We start from the raw sequence: 14,936 nt of genomic DNA, 5'->3' as shown, positions 1-14,936 counted from the left end.
CGGTAAGTTTGACTATCGAACTGGTCTCTCGCTTGCGCTTCTTCTAGATCACCTAACGTACAACAACTATTTCGGACCATGGTCTAGTCGACTTTAGCCCTTGGTCTAGTTTTTGTTTGACGCAATACGTTAAGTAAGCGAGATAACTAGTTAATATTTTTAAACTTTTTTTTGAGAACCCCTGGCTTTTGGTCTAGTTTAACCCAGACCAAAGCCAAAATTGATTAGCCGATTAAGCGCAAAGCAATACCGACTTGTTCGTTGGCGGTATTTAAAAGTGCACTTTGATATTGCTGAAGAACCTGATTTTTTCTTAAGTTTGAAACTTCTTTTGCTAGATCTGTATCTGCGAGTTTTGAATTCGCACCAGACACACTTTCAATTGAAGCCGCTAAGAAATTAGAAGTCGATTCTAAGCGTGATTGTAAAGCGCCGTACTTAGATCTTTGCATTGAAATACGATTCAATCCTTCATCTAAAGCTTCAAGCGCATCTCGCGCATCAGACTTCTCAGCCACAGTCGTACCACCAAGACCTAATCCCGCTAATGTAGTGTCTGTGTCTGCGTTGAAGGTAATTCTAGAATTCGCATCGCCATTCGTACCGACCTGAATATCAATATCCTGTGATGTTCCGTCGAGTAATTTTCTCGAACCAAAAGCACTCGTCATCGCGATACGATCAACCTCTTGTTGTAGTTTTTCAAATTCGGTTTGCATGAACGATCGTTCGGTATCTGAATACGTATCACTGGCGGCTTGTACAGCTAACTCACGCATACGAACAATCAAGTTCGTTTGCTCGGCCATACCACCTTCAGCAACGGCGGCAAAACTTCCCGCCTGCTCCGCATTTCGGCGGGCCACATCCATACCAGCAATATCACTTTTTAAATCTTCTGATATGGCTTTATCAGCAGGGTCAGTGCTGATCTGAGAAAAGCGATTTCCTGAAGATAGACTCTTCATAGAGTTTTCCAGCTCCCTTTCAGTTTTGGCCATGGCGGTTTGCACGCCAAAAGCGGCCACGTTCGTGTTTATCCGAAGCGACATACGTGTTCCTTTATAATGTGGAACTGACCTCGCCAACCCGGCAAGCCTTTAGTCCAGTTCGATAGTCACACGTATTATCGACATGATGCGTTAAAACTTTAATATTTATACGATTTTTATGAATTTAGATAAGTGAATGTATCAGCCTAAGACACATCTTAAGTGAATTAAATAGCTTTTAAATTACTGAAAATTAGGATGCAGCTAGGCTACGTTTTGATTGCCGCTGCCACTTGATGGCTTGGCCTTCTTAGCCGCTTCGATTTCGGCTAACTCGGGATCTTGATTATTCGATTTTTTAGCTTCTTTACCGGCTTTAAATTTTTCTTGGTCGCGATTAATAAGTGCGCGCAAACCTTCAAAACTATCAACCACGATTAAATTTGGCACTGGCAACTTAAGCTCTTTGTTTTCTTGTTCAATATTATAAAGTTCAACTTTTACTTTTAATTCTTCTGTTGTTTCAACAAGCTCTTTCACAATATACAAGTTGCCTTTATCGTACTTCAAAAGCTGCGACCAGCGATCAAGTTGCGCTCTATGATCATTGTACTTGTTTGAGTTATCATTCGCGCTCGCTGTTGCTTGGTCAATATCGCTCGCAAGCACATCTTCGCGGGCTTTCGCCGCATGCACATGATGAGCTGTATACAGAGCAGGATTTTCTTTCACCGTCTGCATATCAATAGCTTCAGAGATCGATGTTAAAATATTTAAAACATCGTCATAATCAGAACTTCGATGAAAATTAAAAGTTGTAAGCAATTCTAACTTAGACGTGATTGCTGCTAAAAATTCTTTGTCATCTTTGTACTGATCTTGCATTTGCGAACCTTTACGTTTTAGCTTTGCTTTTAAAAGCATACGTAAAACCGCTGTGCGCGCTTCAAGACGATTAATCTCTTCTTTCTTTTTTCTGTAGTAATAAAGTACAAAAAGATACTTACCCACCCAAGTAAGAAGGGCTAATCCGAGAATCGTTAAAAAGATTTGCGACATGGCATCTAAACGCACATTACTTTTTTCGGAATTTCACTCTGTAAAATAAAGGTTAAAGAGGTAAATAAGAAGTCTAGTCGAGGGCTTATTTAAGCAGTGGAAACGCGCGGCGCTCACGCACCGATTGAGCTTCTGATCCTGAGACAATAAAGTAATCGAAATTCGATTCACCACCCAGACCAAGGTTTGAAAAAGGGTTGCTTGCGTTAAGACCAACGTCGCCTGTGAAGAAATCAAAACGACCGCGGCCATCAATGCCACCACCGGTATCACGTACTACAAAATAACCGTCATGAACTGAGCCATCCGGTAAAGAAGCACCACGCACGGCTGGAATATAAACTACAGCGCCTAAAGGATAAATATCCGTATCTGCTGCTACCGAATAAAACGGATCTAAACACATCGTTTTGAAGCTTTGTTTTTTATCACTCGAATCGCCCAAGCCATGCTTACACACAGATCTATCCACAAGCATAAACTGCACAACACCATTTACTTTTTTGTGATAGTTAATCATGGTTTTTTGGCCATCGACTTGAATATAACAGCTTCCTTGAAGGGCGCAGCCTTTAAAAGCTTTGCGACAAACCGGAACTTTTACAAAATTATCTTTGCTTTTACGCAAGCTGATCTCTGTCTTTTCAGAACATTGCGAAACATTGAGCGAAGAGTAATCGGCGACATGATAAATCGTTGGTGTAATGTACTTTGCTTTTTCAGCTTCGCTTAAAACTTTTTTCGGTGTGCGTGCATAGCGTTTAGATTTTGACGAATCACTTCCACCACCACAACCAAGCAGCAGAAAAATATTCATAAAAATAAGGGCTAAAGAAAGCTTTTTCACAACGGCTTTCTTATAGCAGATTTCGCTCTGAAATGCTCAGTTAACGTAGGGTCTTTTTACTAGTTACCAGGTTGTCAAAATATTGGTCAGCCCCAAGTGAAATTTAGGGCTTTTTAATCTTCCCGTTGGCCAATTGCACCAATTGTGGCCCGAAGAATTGGGCATCTTTGGGGTCATGGCTAATTAACAGGGCCGTGGTTTTAGCTGCCTCTAGAGCGGATTTAACGACGTAGCGAGCCTCTTCTTTATTGTGCTCATCTAATGATGAAAACGGCTCGTCTAATAAAAGCATGCGAGGTTTTGCCATAAGCGCACGCAATAAAGAGACTCGTTGTTTTTCACCACCCGAAAGCACATGCGCTTTGGTATTCCAACAAGCTTCTAATTGCAAAATTGTTTTATATTTTGCGAGTTGATTTAAAGCTTCACTGTTCGTGTTACCACGAGCCTTCATGACTACTTCAACATTTTCACGCGCTGTTAAGTGCGGAAATAACTCATGGCTTTGAAAAACCACACCCAGCTGTCTGTCTTCGATAGATAATTTTGCTAAATCAACACCACCGATTTCAAAAGTCCAATCAGTGTGCGGAATAAATCCCGTGATTAAATTAAACAGCGTTGTTTTACCTGAACCTGATGGCCCCATCAGCACTGTGACTGTGTTTTCTTTAATTTCAAGATCAGAGATAACCAAACTAAAATCATCGATTTTATAATTAAGATTTTTTATGTACGCCAAGCAGTGCTCCTGAAATAAAAGTTGCCACGATCCAAACCGCTAAGATCACAAGGCTTATAACAAATGCCCCTTCAGTTCGGTAACTTGATAAATACGTCGCCATCTCGGTGCCTAAAGTTTTAATTGCAGCGCCAGAAGCTTTAACTAACCCAAATTCTGAAATACAAAAGATAAACAATAATGAAACTGCAAAATGCAGACGTTTTTTAATTTGCGGAAAATAAATCGTAAATAAAAATTTTGAAAAACTTAGACCGAAAGATCTGGCTACCTTGATTTGCTGTTCAAAAAGCTGCATTTGATTTTCAAAATTGGATTTTACAAAAGAAACAAAGCCAACTACCGAAAAAACTAAAGCGACTTTCCAAAAATCAAAAACGGCGTGGTTGGCCGGCAGCAATAAATAAAAAGCAAAACCGATTAACACTGATGAAGGATTTAAAAAGAAATTTAAAAAGCGCAAATTTTTTAAATGATAGCGCAGATAAAAAACCGCACAGAATAAAATAAAAAACAAAATTAGACAGCAGAAGAAAAATACAAAAGACTGCCACAGAGCCTGATAAAAATCGTCATTAAAAATTTCGTTAAAGTAATAAATATTAGTCGTATTTAAAGCTAATTTAATATAACCCCAGAAATACAAACCTAAATATAAACCAAAACCTAAAAGCCCGATCTTAGATGAAACCAATCTGCTTTGATAAAATTCAGCCGCTACAATGTCTTTACGCGCACGTAAACACAAAGCCATGATTGCCACCAACGAAAGCTGCAATACCGATAACCCCACGGCCAACGACCAATTTTGCTCAATAAAGATTTTTTCAAAAATTAAAACTTCAAAATTAGTACCTTTACCACCGCCCACTAAAAGTGGAATCGTAAATGAGGTAAGCGCATTCACAAAGATAGTTGCAAAAACAAAAACTGTAGAACGCCCCACGACCGGAACAAGAACGCGAGTGTGAAACTTAAATTTTGATAACCCGTAGACTTGGGCAACAAAACCAAGACGACCTAACTGCGCCATCACTTCTTCGCTTAAGATCGATGCGGCAAAACCAATGTAGATTAGCGATAAAATAAAAATTACGCCGATAGTACCTAAAGGAAACGACGGAATTAACGACATTCCGATCATCACTGAAAATAGCGAAGGTAAGAACACCGGAATAACTGCCAAAAGCTTTAAGCCACGCTGCCAAACACCGCTGGTTCCTGCAATACCTAAAGCCCCGAAGTAACCGCAAGTAACAGCGATAAAAGCTGTTACAAAGCTTTGTAAGAAAGAATTCTTTAACGCCCAAAGAATTTCTTGGGCATCGTAATTAAGATCAATTTTAAAAAAATAGAATAGAACGAATAACGGAAATAGAAAAAATAAAGCTAATAATAACTTTACAGCGCTAGCCTTCATTTTTTCTTAGCTCAGACCAAGTGCCTAACCATTTTTGCAATTGCTCTTTCATTTCGATTTTGAAAGGAAGAAGCTTAAAGTTTTTTACACCGTCAAACGCTGTGCCTTCTTGCACCGATTTAACCATTGGAAACATATAGTTCTTTTCCATAATGATTTTTTGCGCTTCTGGAGTTTGTAAAAACTGAACAAAGCGAACGCCGGCATCGCAGTTGATACAAGAATCAGGAACGCCCGCAAATTCGACCTGAATCGGATGACCTTCTTTAAACTCAATCGCTGTAAAGTGAGAATCTTTTTCTTCAACTAAGTGATAAACCGGTGATGTTGCGTACGATAACACGATGTCAGCTTGTTTGTTTTTAAATAACCCATAAGCACCAGACCAGCTTGGTGAAAAGCTGTGAGCTTGCACCATTAATTGTTTTACAAAGCTATCAGCTTCGGCTTCAGGTTTTACCTTGTAAATCCAAGCTAAGAAATTTAACCCTGGCGATGAAGTACGTGGATCTTCTAAAGCGATACGGCCTTTTAGTTCCGGCTTTAACAAATCATCTAATTTTTCGATCGTTACTTTTAGATCATCGCGAGAAACAAAAGCAATCGGAGCCCAGTCATAAGCTTTGAATTGTTCCATTTTCTCTAGTTCTTTTAAATTTTCTGGAAGATTAAAGGATGTTTTTGATTCAATTGTTTTCCAAGTTAATTTATCAGCCGAACGCGCGATATCGTATTGATCTAAACTTAAGATCACGTCGCCCACCGCTTGGTTACCCTCAAAAGAAATCTTTTGAAATACTAAGGCTGGATCAGACATTTCTAAATAAGTGATTTTAATACCTGTTTGTTTTTCGAAAACTTCTTTAAGTTTCGGGCCTGGGCCCCAAGAACCGATGAAAGAACCAGAACCATACACTTTTAAACTTGTGTAATCGGCACTAGCTTGGCCATCGTCACGATAAAAATAAAATACTGTTAAACATGAAAAGATAACTGCAACAAAAGCTAAGAAATGCTTCATTAAAAACTACCACCAAATTCCGCGATAACGTTTATAAAAATAATAATCTAACCCTAAACAACGACCGGCACCCACCCACGCTAATAACACATGACTGGCAATCATTAACTTAAAGAAAAATTCCTGGCTGGAACTTGCCACAGCTAAGTAGTTCAGACAAAGCAACAACCCTAAGATAGATGCTGGCCGAACCACATATCCGATCAAGTATGAAAACCCGATGATGACTTGTATTCCGACAAGAACAAAGGCGTAAAATGGCCAATGGCTCATCAAGTGCTCTGTTAAAAAGAAACGATACCAAAATGGCATTTGTGTTTTATTTAAAGCTTCTACTAAAAGATCGCTCACCATCGAATTACCGATCACATGAACTTTCCAGTCTTTAACGGCTTGTTGAATATAAAAATAGCCTAAAAAAATTCTTAGAAAAGAAATCGGAAGCAAATGCCCCACGTATTTTAAACTTTCAAAATAAGCTTGTAGCATGTCTGCTATCTTAGACCTTTACGTGGACAGCGGGTAGCTAAAAAACAATTCTCACAGTCCGGAGATCTAGCTTTGCAGATAGCTCGACCATGCGAAATTAAATAATGTGAAAGCATAATCCATTCAGACTGGTCGAACATAGTATTTAGTTTTTGTTCGATTTTAACCGCATCTTGAATTTTGACCCAGCCAAAACGATTTGCTAAACGAGTTACGTGTGTGTCCACGACCACACCCGTTGCAATACCAAAAGCATTTCCTAAAACAACGTTTGCTGTTTTACGGCCGATGCCCGGTAGCGCCACTAACTCATCCAGGGTTTGCGGAATCTGATTGTTGTATTTGTCTTTTAAAATCTGACAGTTAGCTTTGATGTTTTTGGCTTTGTTTTTATAAAACCCCGTTGAACGAATCGCTGTTTCAATAACTTCAACATCTTCGTCAGCCAAATCGCTTGGCTTTTTATAATTTTTAAAAAGATCTTTGGTTACGATGTTCACACGCTCATCCGTACATTGCGCGGATAAGATCGTGGCTATCATCAATTGAAAAGGATTATTAAAATTAAGTGCGCAGTGAGCGTCTGGATAATTTTTTTTAAGAAGGTTCAAACACCAACTAACGTCGAGCGAGCCGGACTTAGGTTGGGTGATTTTTTTAGCCAAGCTAATTAGCCTTGATCGCCGAAATCGCCGATGGCTTCTACTGGACAGCCTTCCATTGCTTCTTTACAAGCTGCTTCTTCTTCTTGAGTTTCAGGTTGCTTCGTTACAAATGCATGACCGTCTTCTTCGTGCATACCGAAATTTTTAGGAGCCGTTAAAACGCAAGCATCACAAGCAATGCAGGATTGATCGACAAACATTTTGCCAGATTTATTTTCTTTCCATTTTTGACCTAGATCAGCCATACCGTTCTCCTATCGCCGCAATGTAGTTAATATCTGGGCTTAAGTCAAATTCATAGAACTGGCCCATCACAGTCCCCGGTTTCACAGCTATAATAATCCTATCATAAGGAGTTTTTTATTATGTTAAAGCCCAGATCTCCGGAACAGCATGAATTTGATCATGTTGTCGATTTTTTGAATCATCAATTAAGAGCCGATTCAACATGGCCCATTAACAGTGAATATCCGACAGCTTTGACTCCCTCAAATATCCACAACATGAGCATTATTGAAGAGGGTGGATCAATTCTTTCACACGCTTTGATTAAGCCTATTATAACAAAAACGCCTTATGCTATCTACAAAATAGGCGCTATTGGCTCGGTCGTCACAGATCCGTCGCATCGCCAACAGGGTTTAAGCACTTTGAACATGCAAAATTGTTTAGCAAAAGCCACAGCGCAGGATTGCGATTTAGTGATGCTATGGACAGACAAAACCGAATTTTATCAAAAATTCGGCTTCGAGTTAGCAGGCTTTGAACACACTTATGTGATCGATAAACCTCTTCCAACCCGCAGCGAAAATATTCGCATCGTTAAAGGTACACAAGTCGATCCACAAGCCCTACTAAAACTGTATAGCCAGCACAGCGTGGCTTCAGTGCGCACCTTAGACGAAGTACAACAGTATTTAAAAATACCTAATGCAAATGTGTACACAGCCTGGAGCAATACCAATCAACTGTTAGCTTATGCAGTTGACGGCAAAGGTGCTGATTTACAAACATTTATTCACGAATGGGCCGGCCAAATTGATGCTCTGTTAGATATCGTAAGCCACATCGTAAAAACTGAAAATCAACCTTATCACTTAATGGTCCCGCAACACGCGAAGAATTTAAGAAAAGTATTAGATGATTTACAAGTTTTCAGCCACCGCGGTTTTCTAGCGATGATTCGTATTCATAACTTTGAAGCCATCGCCACAAAAGTAAAAAAAGCTTTTCGCGCTGAAGGTTATGATCAAATCGTTCTAGAAAAACAGCATGGGCAAATCGTATTTGGTTACGGACAAGATCTTTACACCTTAGACGAAGAAGCGGACCTTGCAAAAATCTTATTTGGCCCTGCGACTATTGATGAAATGACTTTTATTAAACCAGAAACACGCAAAGTTTTAGCAACCATTTTACCACTACCACTTTGGGTTTGGGGTTGGGATTCTATATGAAGCTTTCAAAATTAATCATCGTATCTGCGTTAGCTTTTGTAGCTTTCACACAAGCTTCTTGTATGAAGAAGCAAAACCTAGAAGACTCTAATCTTGGCCCGGCGGTTTCAGCTGATGAAGTTGAATCTAAAATGGCTGAAGGTATCGGTGTACTGACACCGGATGATATTAACCGCAACGAATCGAGCAGCTTAATAGCTGTGACTACCTATGAAGATTCACAATCAGTCAAACTTTTTGGCCAATCGCTGATTGTAAATTCAATCGTGAGTGATACGACAATGACGCGTATTAATTTAGATTATTCAAAAACGGATTATTTAAACTCAAACCAGTCGTTTAATAACTTTGCTTACCCGCTTGAGTTCAGTCATTCGTCAGATGTTGAATCTCAGTCAGTACCTCGCCAGCAGTTAACAGCAAAAGCTGCCGATAAAGTTCCATTTTTTATGTACCGCGCTTTTATCGCGATGGCGGTCTTTGCTTGCCGCGAAGAGAAAGTCACTTGTCATAATTTATCTGTAGTCGATAGCGAACTGGGTTTATCTCCAGATTTAGCTGACCCGCGCATTTGCAGTGATAGCCTTCACTGTAAAATTCCGGTGCGTACAGTCGAATTTGACTTAGTAGATAACAAAGAAATTCAATCCGACGGACAAGCGACGCGCGCGCATTATACATTTGTAACATCACCTAATTTGCCGTTCTTTTCAAAGGTGCTTAAGTATTGCGTACGCGGTCTAGTTGATCTCGAAAGCCGTAAAGTTTTAGCTGAAGATTGCGTCAGCATTAATGGATTTTCTGTAGGCGACTAAGCCAATTTAGTTTATATTCTTCTCGAGGTCTTCGCACCTCGAGAGGTTATTACAATGAGAAAAATCGCTGTCTTGGCTGTGGGATTTGGACCAGGCCAATCTGAAATTACCGAAACAATCAGTCTTTTAATTTCTCTTTCTGAATTCAAAGCCGAATTTAAAATTTTCGCCTTTGACCGCTCAACACCTTTAAATCACCACGAACTTTATTCTTTAGAAGAACTAAACCCAGCTAACTTTGATGCTTTAGTTTTACCGGGCGGCATTGGCAATGCCACACACATTTCAACATGGGCTAAAGACAAAGTGAAAATGACAGTGAACCCCACTGTTGAAAAAATTATTTCTAAGTTTTATGACGATTCAAAACCGATCGGTGCGATTTGTATGGCCCCGATTGTCGTGGCAAAAGTTTTGGCTAAACGTAAACCAAATATTACTTTAGGCGAGGATTATCCTGAAACAGAGATCGTTGAAAAATGGAATGTCAGTGTCGAGAAATGTCCATCGACAGATTACATCACTGACCGCGATACAAAAGTCATCACGACTCCAGCTTACATGAATGACGCTACACCATTCGAGGTCTATACCGGCATTCGTGCTTTTACCAAAGAACTTGTCGAGATGGCGTAATTACGAATACACTGATAGTGTAGATGTAAAGGATCACGCTTCGCATGAAAAAAATCGCAATTATTTTCGGTGGCCACTCTTCAGAACATGAAGTTTCAATTAATTCAGCTCGTAATATTTTTAAAGCGATGGATAAATCTAAATTTACTCCGGTGCTTTTAGGCGTTTCAAAACAAGGAACGTGGTATTCAATCAACGAAAAAGATTTCGAAACTTTAGAGTCGATTAACGATAATAAAATGGCGCAAGAACAAACGGTCACGTTAATTCGCGCGCAATCAAAAGTTTACGCTTTAAATTTACAAAACCAACAACGCCAAGAACTAGATTGTGCGTTTGCCATCATTCACGGAACAAACGGCGAAGATGGCACTATGCAAGGCCACTTAAAAATCTTAGGCCTTCCGTTCGTAGGCTGCGGTGTTATGTCGTCAGCTATTGCGATGGATAAAGAAGTGATGAAGATCGTGATGACAGCGGCTGGAATTCCGAATTCCAAGTGGGCTGTTCTTAAGAGCTATGAAACACCTGACTTTGATAAAATCTCTAAACAGCTAGGTTTACCGTTCTTTATTAAGCCAGCCAATGCGGGATCTTCAGTTGGCGTTCACAAAATCAAATCGAAAGAAGATTTTGCGGTAAAAATTAAAGATGCTTTTAAATACGATCACAAAGTTTTAGCTGAAGAATTTATTGATGGCCGTGAAGTTGAATGTTCAGTGATGGGGTTAAACCAAAAACCGGAAGCGGCAATGCCTGGCGAGTTAGTGGTTAAACACGAATTCTACTCTTACGAAGCGAAATACTTAGACCCAAACGGCGCTGAAATTGTAATTCCTGCGAAAATTACCCCGGAACAAATCGAGCAAGTAAGAAGCTTAGCGGTAAAAACGTACCAAGCTTTATACTGCGACGGATTAACACGTGTAGATTTCTTTATGAAAAAAGATGGCTCGTTAATGGTGAACGAAATTAATACGCTGCCAGGTTTTACAAAAATTTCGATGTACCCCATGATGTGGCAAGCCAAAGGCGTGCAGTACGGCGATTTGATTACTAAATTAATTCAATTAGCTTTTGATAAAAACGACTTTGATAACCAATTAAATTTGGACTTTAGATCGTAACCGGAATTGAAAATTATTCCGTCTCATTAAAAAGCGAAGGAATAATATCTCTCACAACTATGCAAGCACAGACTAGATGTTGGTCTGTGAACAGAACTTGCAGTGAGATTATATATAGAAAGCCAGATTCATAGGATGTGAAGACGGCTCTCGAAAACGACATCGAGAAAACAGCTCAGGAGGAGCCCACATGAGATCGCAAGATTCGGCGAATAGCCATCTAAAATTATCTGATCTACCTCGTTACGAGAAAACTGAAAACACATTCCAGAAGGCGTTTATTGCATTACAATGCAATTGTGTGCTGTGTGCGACACCATTAGAACTGAAAGTAACGTCTGAAGAAAATAGCCTTGAAATTAAAGAAGAAGCTTTCTGCCCGCAATGCAATATTCGCATGCGTTCAAAAAGCCATACGGTGCAGTAGTATTTTTGTTTACGGACTTACGTCAGTTTCTTGACGTTTGAAAAGAAATCGCCAAAAATCTGGCTATTCATATTTCCAAACGATGACTGTTTGACACCTTCCACCACTCCTGGCGAATAAATGCTCCACTGATTTGTAGATACTAGACCAACATCCAAGGCTTGGATGACCTTTTGGTTTTTGCCAGCTTCAGTCCACACTGAGGCTGAATGCCCGTAATAAGAAACATTGCTGTATTTCGGAATATCAAAACCGTATTTCACCGTCGATAAAATAAAAGCTGGCCCATGCACCTGATCTTGTTGCAACACTGAACAATTCGACATGTCTTTAGTAAAAAATGGTTTTACATATTTATTTGAAGGTAAAACCCCGTCTACCGATAAGATTTTAGCCTGATCTGTCTTAGCCTGCATCATCAGCGAAGCGAACTGATCCACCGACTTCATCTTCATCAGCGGTGTCCACGGCGAACTATCATGAATACTTTCAGAAGGTTTTAGATTTTGTAGCTTATGAGCTACAAAATCAGTCCATTGTTTTTCATGTTTATCTAAAATAAAAAGCCTAGATGAATTCCACGCCAGTTGACCTTGTCCTTGTAAGAATGAGTTTAAAATTTCACCCATTTCAGCTTCGTTTGGTTCATTTAAAGCCGCTGCGGTATTCTTAGATCCTGAATGAATTTGTAGTTTCTTAAACTGTTGTGTCGTCATTTGCGCTACAGTTTTAATAATTTCGCTGGTGTTTTCTAAATTACCGGTTACCAGTAAAGCCTTAATCCCCGGGTGCGTAATAAAAAGTTTTTTAAATGCCACATCTTGGCTATGTAACATCTGCACAAGACCCGCAGTTAACCCCACTGAACGGAAGAGTTCTCCCCAAAGTTTTACCGTCACTGGTGAATAGCTTGAAGCTTTCACGATCACCGAGTTTCCGGCTAAGACCGCGGGCAATACTTTTTCGGCAAAGACACGTGTTGATAAATTCCATGACAGCACAACACCAACAACGCCTACGGGTAAAACGCCGTAACCTTCAGGAATGCCTTTTTGTAATTGAGCTTTTTGATCTTTAAGTTTTTCCAAAGCCACTTCGATATTGGCTGTTAATGAAAATTGTAAATTTAAACCCTGATCCCAAGCCTCTGATTCGGCGAATTGAATTTTATGGGTTTCTAAATATTGAGAGATTTTATCAACCAACTGAATGCGGTCTTCGAGCGATGAATCTTTCCACGTGTTAAACGCTGTGTGCGAGCCTTGAATGGCCTTTACTAAGTCCAAAGCTGAACTATTGCTGACTTGTACTGATTTATCGTTGAAAGGTCGCTCTTGAGCGAAAAAAGCGTTTTGCGCAGGTTTAGCAAAGTCACCATCGATAAAATTCAAAATATCCATGGCTTCGTTGTACCCTAAAAAAGGAACAGCCGGAAGATCTTATTCTTTCCGGCTGTTTGAATCTAATATATTTCAAGATTCGAAATGACATTCTTCGGCGGAGGTTCGGCTTTAGAGGCCTAACTCAGCAGCCAAAGGCTACTTTGTGCATACTTTTAGATTTCTCTAAGAAGTAGCCACCTCCGCCTTAGTTATGTCTAGTTGTTTAACCATAAGACCACCTCCTTTCGAACCGTTAGAACGGTTAAGTAAAGAATATCGAAGCTGTGGCGAAATCACAAAATCAAAAAATTTGGGTGTTCCATAACAAGAACTTATATGCGTTCTGAGACAAAAAGATTTAGAATTTACCGCTACTATCTCGAATTAAAGCGTCACGAAACGCGACTAAACAAACTTAAAAAATAGCACTAAATTTTATAAAAAATTAAGCGTTCGCAACCCAAACCCACTTAAGAAACATTACACTTTCTGGGTTAACTCGAAAAACTTTTCACAAGTGTACGTCAGGTGATCCGTTAAGCGAGTGCGAAGCTCCTAGAATGTCAGCGATTTCAATATTTCTATCATCTGTTTAATCACCGCTAAGATGAGTAGAACTAGACTTAAGATATATTTAAGGTCGCGTCTTTTCCTCCGATATTTACTCTGAACATGGCTAGTTCCGATTAAATTCGACATTCGGATTTCCTTTCTCAGAAAGTAAATCGAACGTCTCAAAAGCGAGGTTGGGTACGAACAATCTCGCTTTTTGCATTTTAATTGCCAAAAATCTGTTTTCAGCAGAATCCAATTTTTAATTATTTATAATTTAAAGCTTCAATGATCTTTTTTTGGATCGCTTCCATTTGATCTGGAGATAGTTTTTGTGCGCGTTTGAAATCTAATTCTGGAATGCTTGAAGCGGGAATCAAATGCATATGGTAATGAGGCACTTCAAAACCTGCAACCATTACACCTACACGTGGGCAACCTGTGGCGATCTTGATGGCTTTAGCAATCATCTGCGCATTGTGGCCAACGCGGTTGTAAATTTCTGGTGGCACATCAAACCAGTGATTCACTTCTTGTTTGGGAATCACTAACACATGGCCTGGGTTTACTTGGTCTAAAGCTAAAAATGATAACGTTAAATCATCTTCATGAATTTTGTAGGATGGTAATTCACCGTTAATAATTTTTGTAAACACTGTAGCCATAGTAGTAACTCCCTAAACTCTTTTATGATATTTTTCTAATAACTGCTCACACGCGATTAGCTTCGCTGACTTTGCATCGTCACGTTGCCCTTTTTTCTTAGCGCGCATAGCTTGGTATAAATCTAAAACGGTAAATTGATCTTGTACACGTTTAACAAGCTTTAACTCATCGCCAGGCTTAGCTTTACCCTCTTTAACAACTTCAAAATAAATACCACACCAGTCACGCGATTCAAATTCACGCTGTAAGCGTTTATCGCCTGATGAGTAATTTAATTTGTTGCAGGGGTAACGTGGGCCAGTGGCACGAAGAATCGCTGTACCAACTTGGTACTCATCACCCAAGTAAAAATCTTCTTCGCGTAATTTATCAATCGATAAGTTTTCGCCAAGATGACCTAAAGGAAATGATTTATTTAAGAATTTTTCCCATTCGGGATAACGGTCTGCTGAAAGAGCATAAACTACAGCGTCGAATTCTCCGTGAAATTCGGGGTTAGCGAACTCATCCCCTTCAACGCGTAATTTATTAATTGTGAGCTCTGGAACCGAGTGACGGACCATCGACGTTGCGATGGTCACATCATCCAGAGTGTACTTTTGAGGTTTTCCTACGTTTGTAGATACAACCTTCATCATA

17 protein-coding genes are annotated in these 14,936 nt (G+C 39.6%); 5 read left to right on the top strand and 12 right to left on the bottom strand.

What is annotated here, in order from left to right; genetic code table 11:
- Positions 1–224: 224 nt before the first annotated feature.
- The 9 genes from ACKWCF_RS02985 to ACKWCF_RS02945 form a co-directional block, all read right to left on the bottom strand.
- A complete protein-coding gene (locus ACKWCF_RS02985; protein WP_409479215.1) occupies positions 225–1,052 on the bottom strand; it encodes a flagellin in 828 nt (275 codons plus the stop codon).
- A 204-nt stretch (positions 1,053–1,256) separates the two neighbouring features.
- Positions 1,257–2,066: a hypothetical protein gene (locus tag ACKWCF_RS02980; protein ID WP_409479214.1), complete on the bottom strand. Its 810-nt coding sequence runs from the start codon at positions 2,064–2,066 to the stop codon at positions 1,257–1,259.
- A 70-nt stretch (positions 2,067–2,136) separates the two neighbouring features.
- Positions 2,137–2,898: a 3D domain-containing protein gene (locus ACKWCF_RS02975; protein WP_409479213.1), complete on the bottom strand. Its 762-nt coding sequence runs from the start codon at positions 2,896–2,898 to the stop codon at positions 2,137–2,139.
- A gap of 103 nt (positions 2,899–3,001) precedes the next feature.
- Entirely contained in the window at positions 3,002–3,640 is a 639-nt protein-coding gene (locus ACKWCF_RS02970) for an ATP-binding cassette domain-containing protein (protein ID WP_409479212.1), read from the bottom strand.
- On the bottom strand, positions 3,618–5,060 hold the full coding sequence (locus tag ACKWCF_RS02965) for a hypothetical protein (RefSeq protein WP_409479211.1): 1,443 nt from the start codon (positions 5,058–5,060) through the stop codon (positions 3,618–3,620). Before ACKWCF_RS02965 ends, ACKWCF_RS02970 begins: the two co-directional genes overlap by 23 nt.
- Positions 5,050–6,081 (bottom strand): thiamine ABC transporter substrate-binding protein, encoded by a 1,032-nt coding sequence (locus tag ACKWCF_RS02960; protein WP_409479210.1) that lies wholly within the window; start codon positions 6,079–6,081, stop codon positions 5,050–5,052. Before ACKWCF_RS02960 ends, ACKWCF_RS02965 begins: the two co-directional genes overlap by 11 nt.
- Before the next feature lie 6 nt (positions 6,082–6,087).
- Positions 6,088–6,570: a hypothetical protein gene (locus ACKWCF_RS02955; RefSeq protein ID WP_409479209.1), complete on the bottom strand. Its 483-nt coding sequence runs from the start codon at positions 6,568–6,570 to the stop codon at positions 6,088–6,090.
- Positions 6,571–6,575: 5 nt separating this feature from the next.
- Positions 6,576–7,181, bottom strand: a complete 606-nt coding sequence (nth, locus tag ACKWCF_RS02950; RefSeq protein WP_409479208.1) for an endonuclease III — start codon at positions 7,179–7,181, stop codon at positions 6,576–6,578.
- 59 nt (positions 7,182–7,240) lie between these two features.
- The gene (locus ACKWCF_RS02945) at positions 7,241–7,480 is read right to left on the bottom strand and encodes a ferredoxin (protein ID WP_409479207.1); all 240 of its coding nucleotides are present in this window, start codon (positions 7,478–7,480) and stop codon (positions 7,241–7,243) included.
- A 120-nt stretch (positions 7,481–7,600) separates the two neighbouring features.
- On the opposite strand from ACKWCF_RS02945, the gene ACKWCF_RS02940 reads away from it, so the two are divergent.
- The 5 genes from ACKWCF_RS02940 to ACKWCF_RS02920 all read left to right on the top strand — a co-directional run bounded on the left by ACKWCF_RS02940 (position 7,601) and on the right by ACKWCF_RS02920 (position 11,697).
- Positions 7,601–8,692 (top strand): GNAT family N-acetyltransferase, encoded by a 1,092-nt coding sequence (locus ACKWCF_RS02940; RefSeq protein WP_409479206.1) that lies wholly within the window; start codon positions 7,601–7,603, stop codon positions 8,690–8,692.
- Positions 8,689–9,507 carry a hypothetical protein gene (locus ACKWCF_RS02935; RefSeq protein ID WP_409479205.1) on the top strand — a complete coding sequence of 273 codons (819 nt, stop codon included), beginning with the start codon at positions 8,689–8,691 and terminating at the stop codon, positions 9,505–9,507. Before ACKWCF_RS02940 ends, ACKWCF_RS02935 begins: the two co-directional genes overlap by 4 nt.
- Positions 9,508–9,561: 54 nt before the next feature.
- Entirely contained in the window at positions 9,562–10,143 is a 582-nt protein-coding gene (locus ACKWCF_RS02930; protein WP_409479204.1) for a DJ-1/PfpI family protein, read from the top strand.
- A gap of 44 nt (positions 10,144–10,187) precedes the next feature.
- Positions 10,188–11,270 carry a D-alanine--D-alanine ligase family protein gene (locus ACKWCF_RS02925; RefSeq protein ID WP_409479203.1) on the top strand — a complete coding sequence of 361 codons (1,083 nt, stop codon included), beginning with the start codon at positions 10,188–10,190 and terminating at the stop codon, positions 11,268–11,270.
- A 190-nt stretch (positions 11,271–11,460) separates the two neighbouring features.
- The gene (locus ACKWCF_RS02920; protein ID WP_409479202.1) at positions 11,461–11,697 is read left to right on the top strand and encodes a hypothetical protein; all 237 of its coding nucleotides are present in this window, start codon (positions 11,461–11,463) and stop codon (positions 11,695–11,697) included.
- 17 nt (positions 11,698–11,714) lie between these two features.
- Here the strand turns inward: ACKWCF_RS02920 and ACKWCF_RS02915 are convergent, their stop codons facing one another.
- From ACKWCF_RS02915 to ACKWCF_RS02905, 3 genes are all read right to left on the bottom strand, one after another.
- Positions 11,715–13,097: an aldehyde dehydrogenase family protein gene (locus ACKWCF_RS02915; protein WP_409479201.1), complete on the bottom strand. Its 1,383-nt coding sequence runs from the start codon at positions 13,095–13,097 to the stop codon at positions 11,715–11,717.
- An 800-nt stretch (positions 13,098–13,897) separates the two neighbouring features.
- The gene (locus tag ACKWCF_RS02910) at positions 13,898–14,296 is read right to left on the bottom strand and encodes an HIT family protein (RefSeq protein ID WP_409479200.1); all 399 of its coding nucleotides are present in this window, start codon (positions 14,294–14,296) and stop codon (positions 13,898–13,900) included.
- Positions 14,297–14,308: 12 nt separating this feature from the next.
- Positions 14,309–14,935: an MOSC domain-containing protein gene (locus ACKWCF_RS02905; protein ID WP_409479199.1), complete on the bottom strand. Its 627-nt coding sequence runs from the start codon at positions 14,933–14,935 to the stop codon at positions 14,309–14,311.
- Between the last annotated feature and the right edge of the window lies 1 nt (position 14,936).

This window comes from Pseudobdellovibrio sp. HCB154 (genome assembly GCF_046267985.1).
In the GTDB taxonomy this organism is placed as follows: Bacteria; Bdellovibrionota; Bdellovibrionia; order Bdellovibrionales; family Bdellovibrionaceae; genus Pseudobdellovibrio.
The sequence above is the reverse complement of the archived record's forward strand: the minus strand, read 5'-3'. Positions and strand labels throughout refer to the sequence as shown.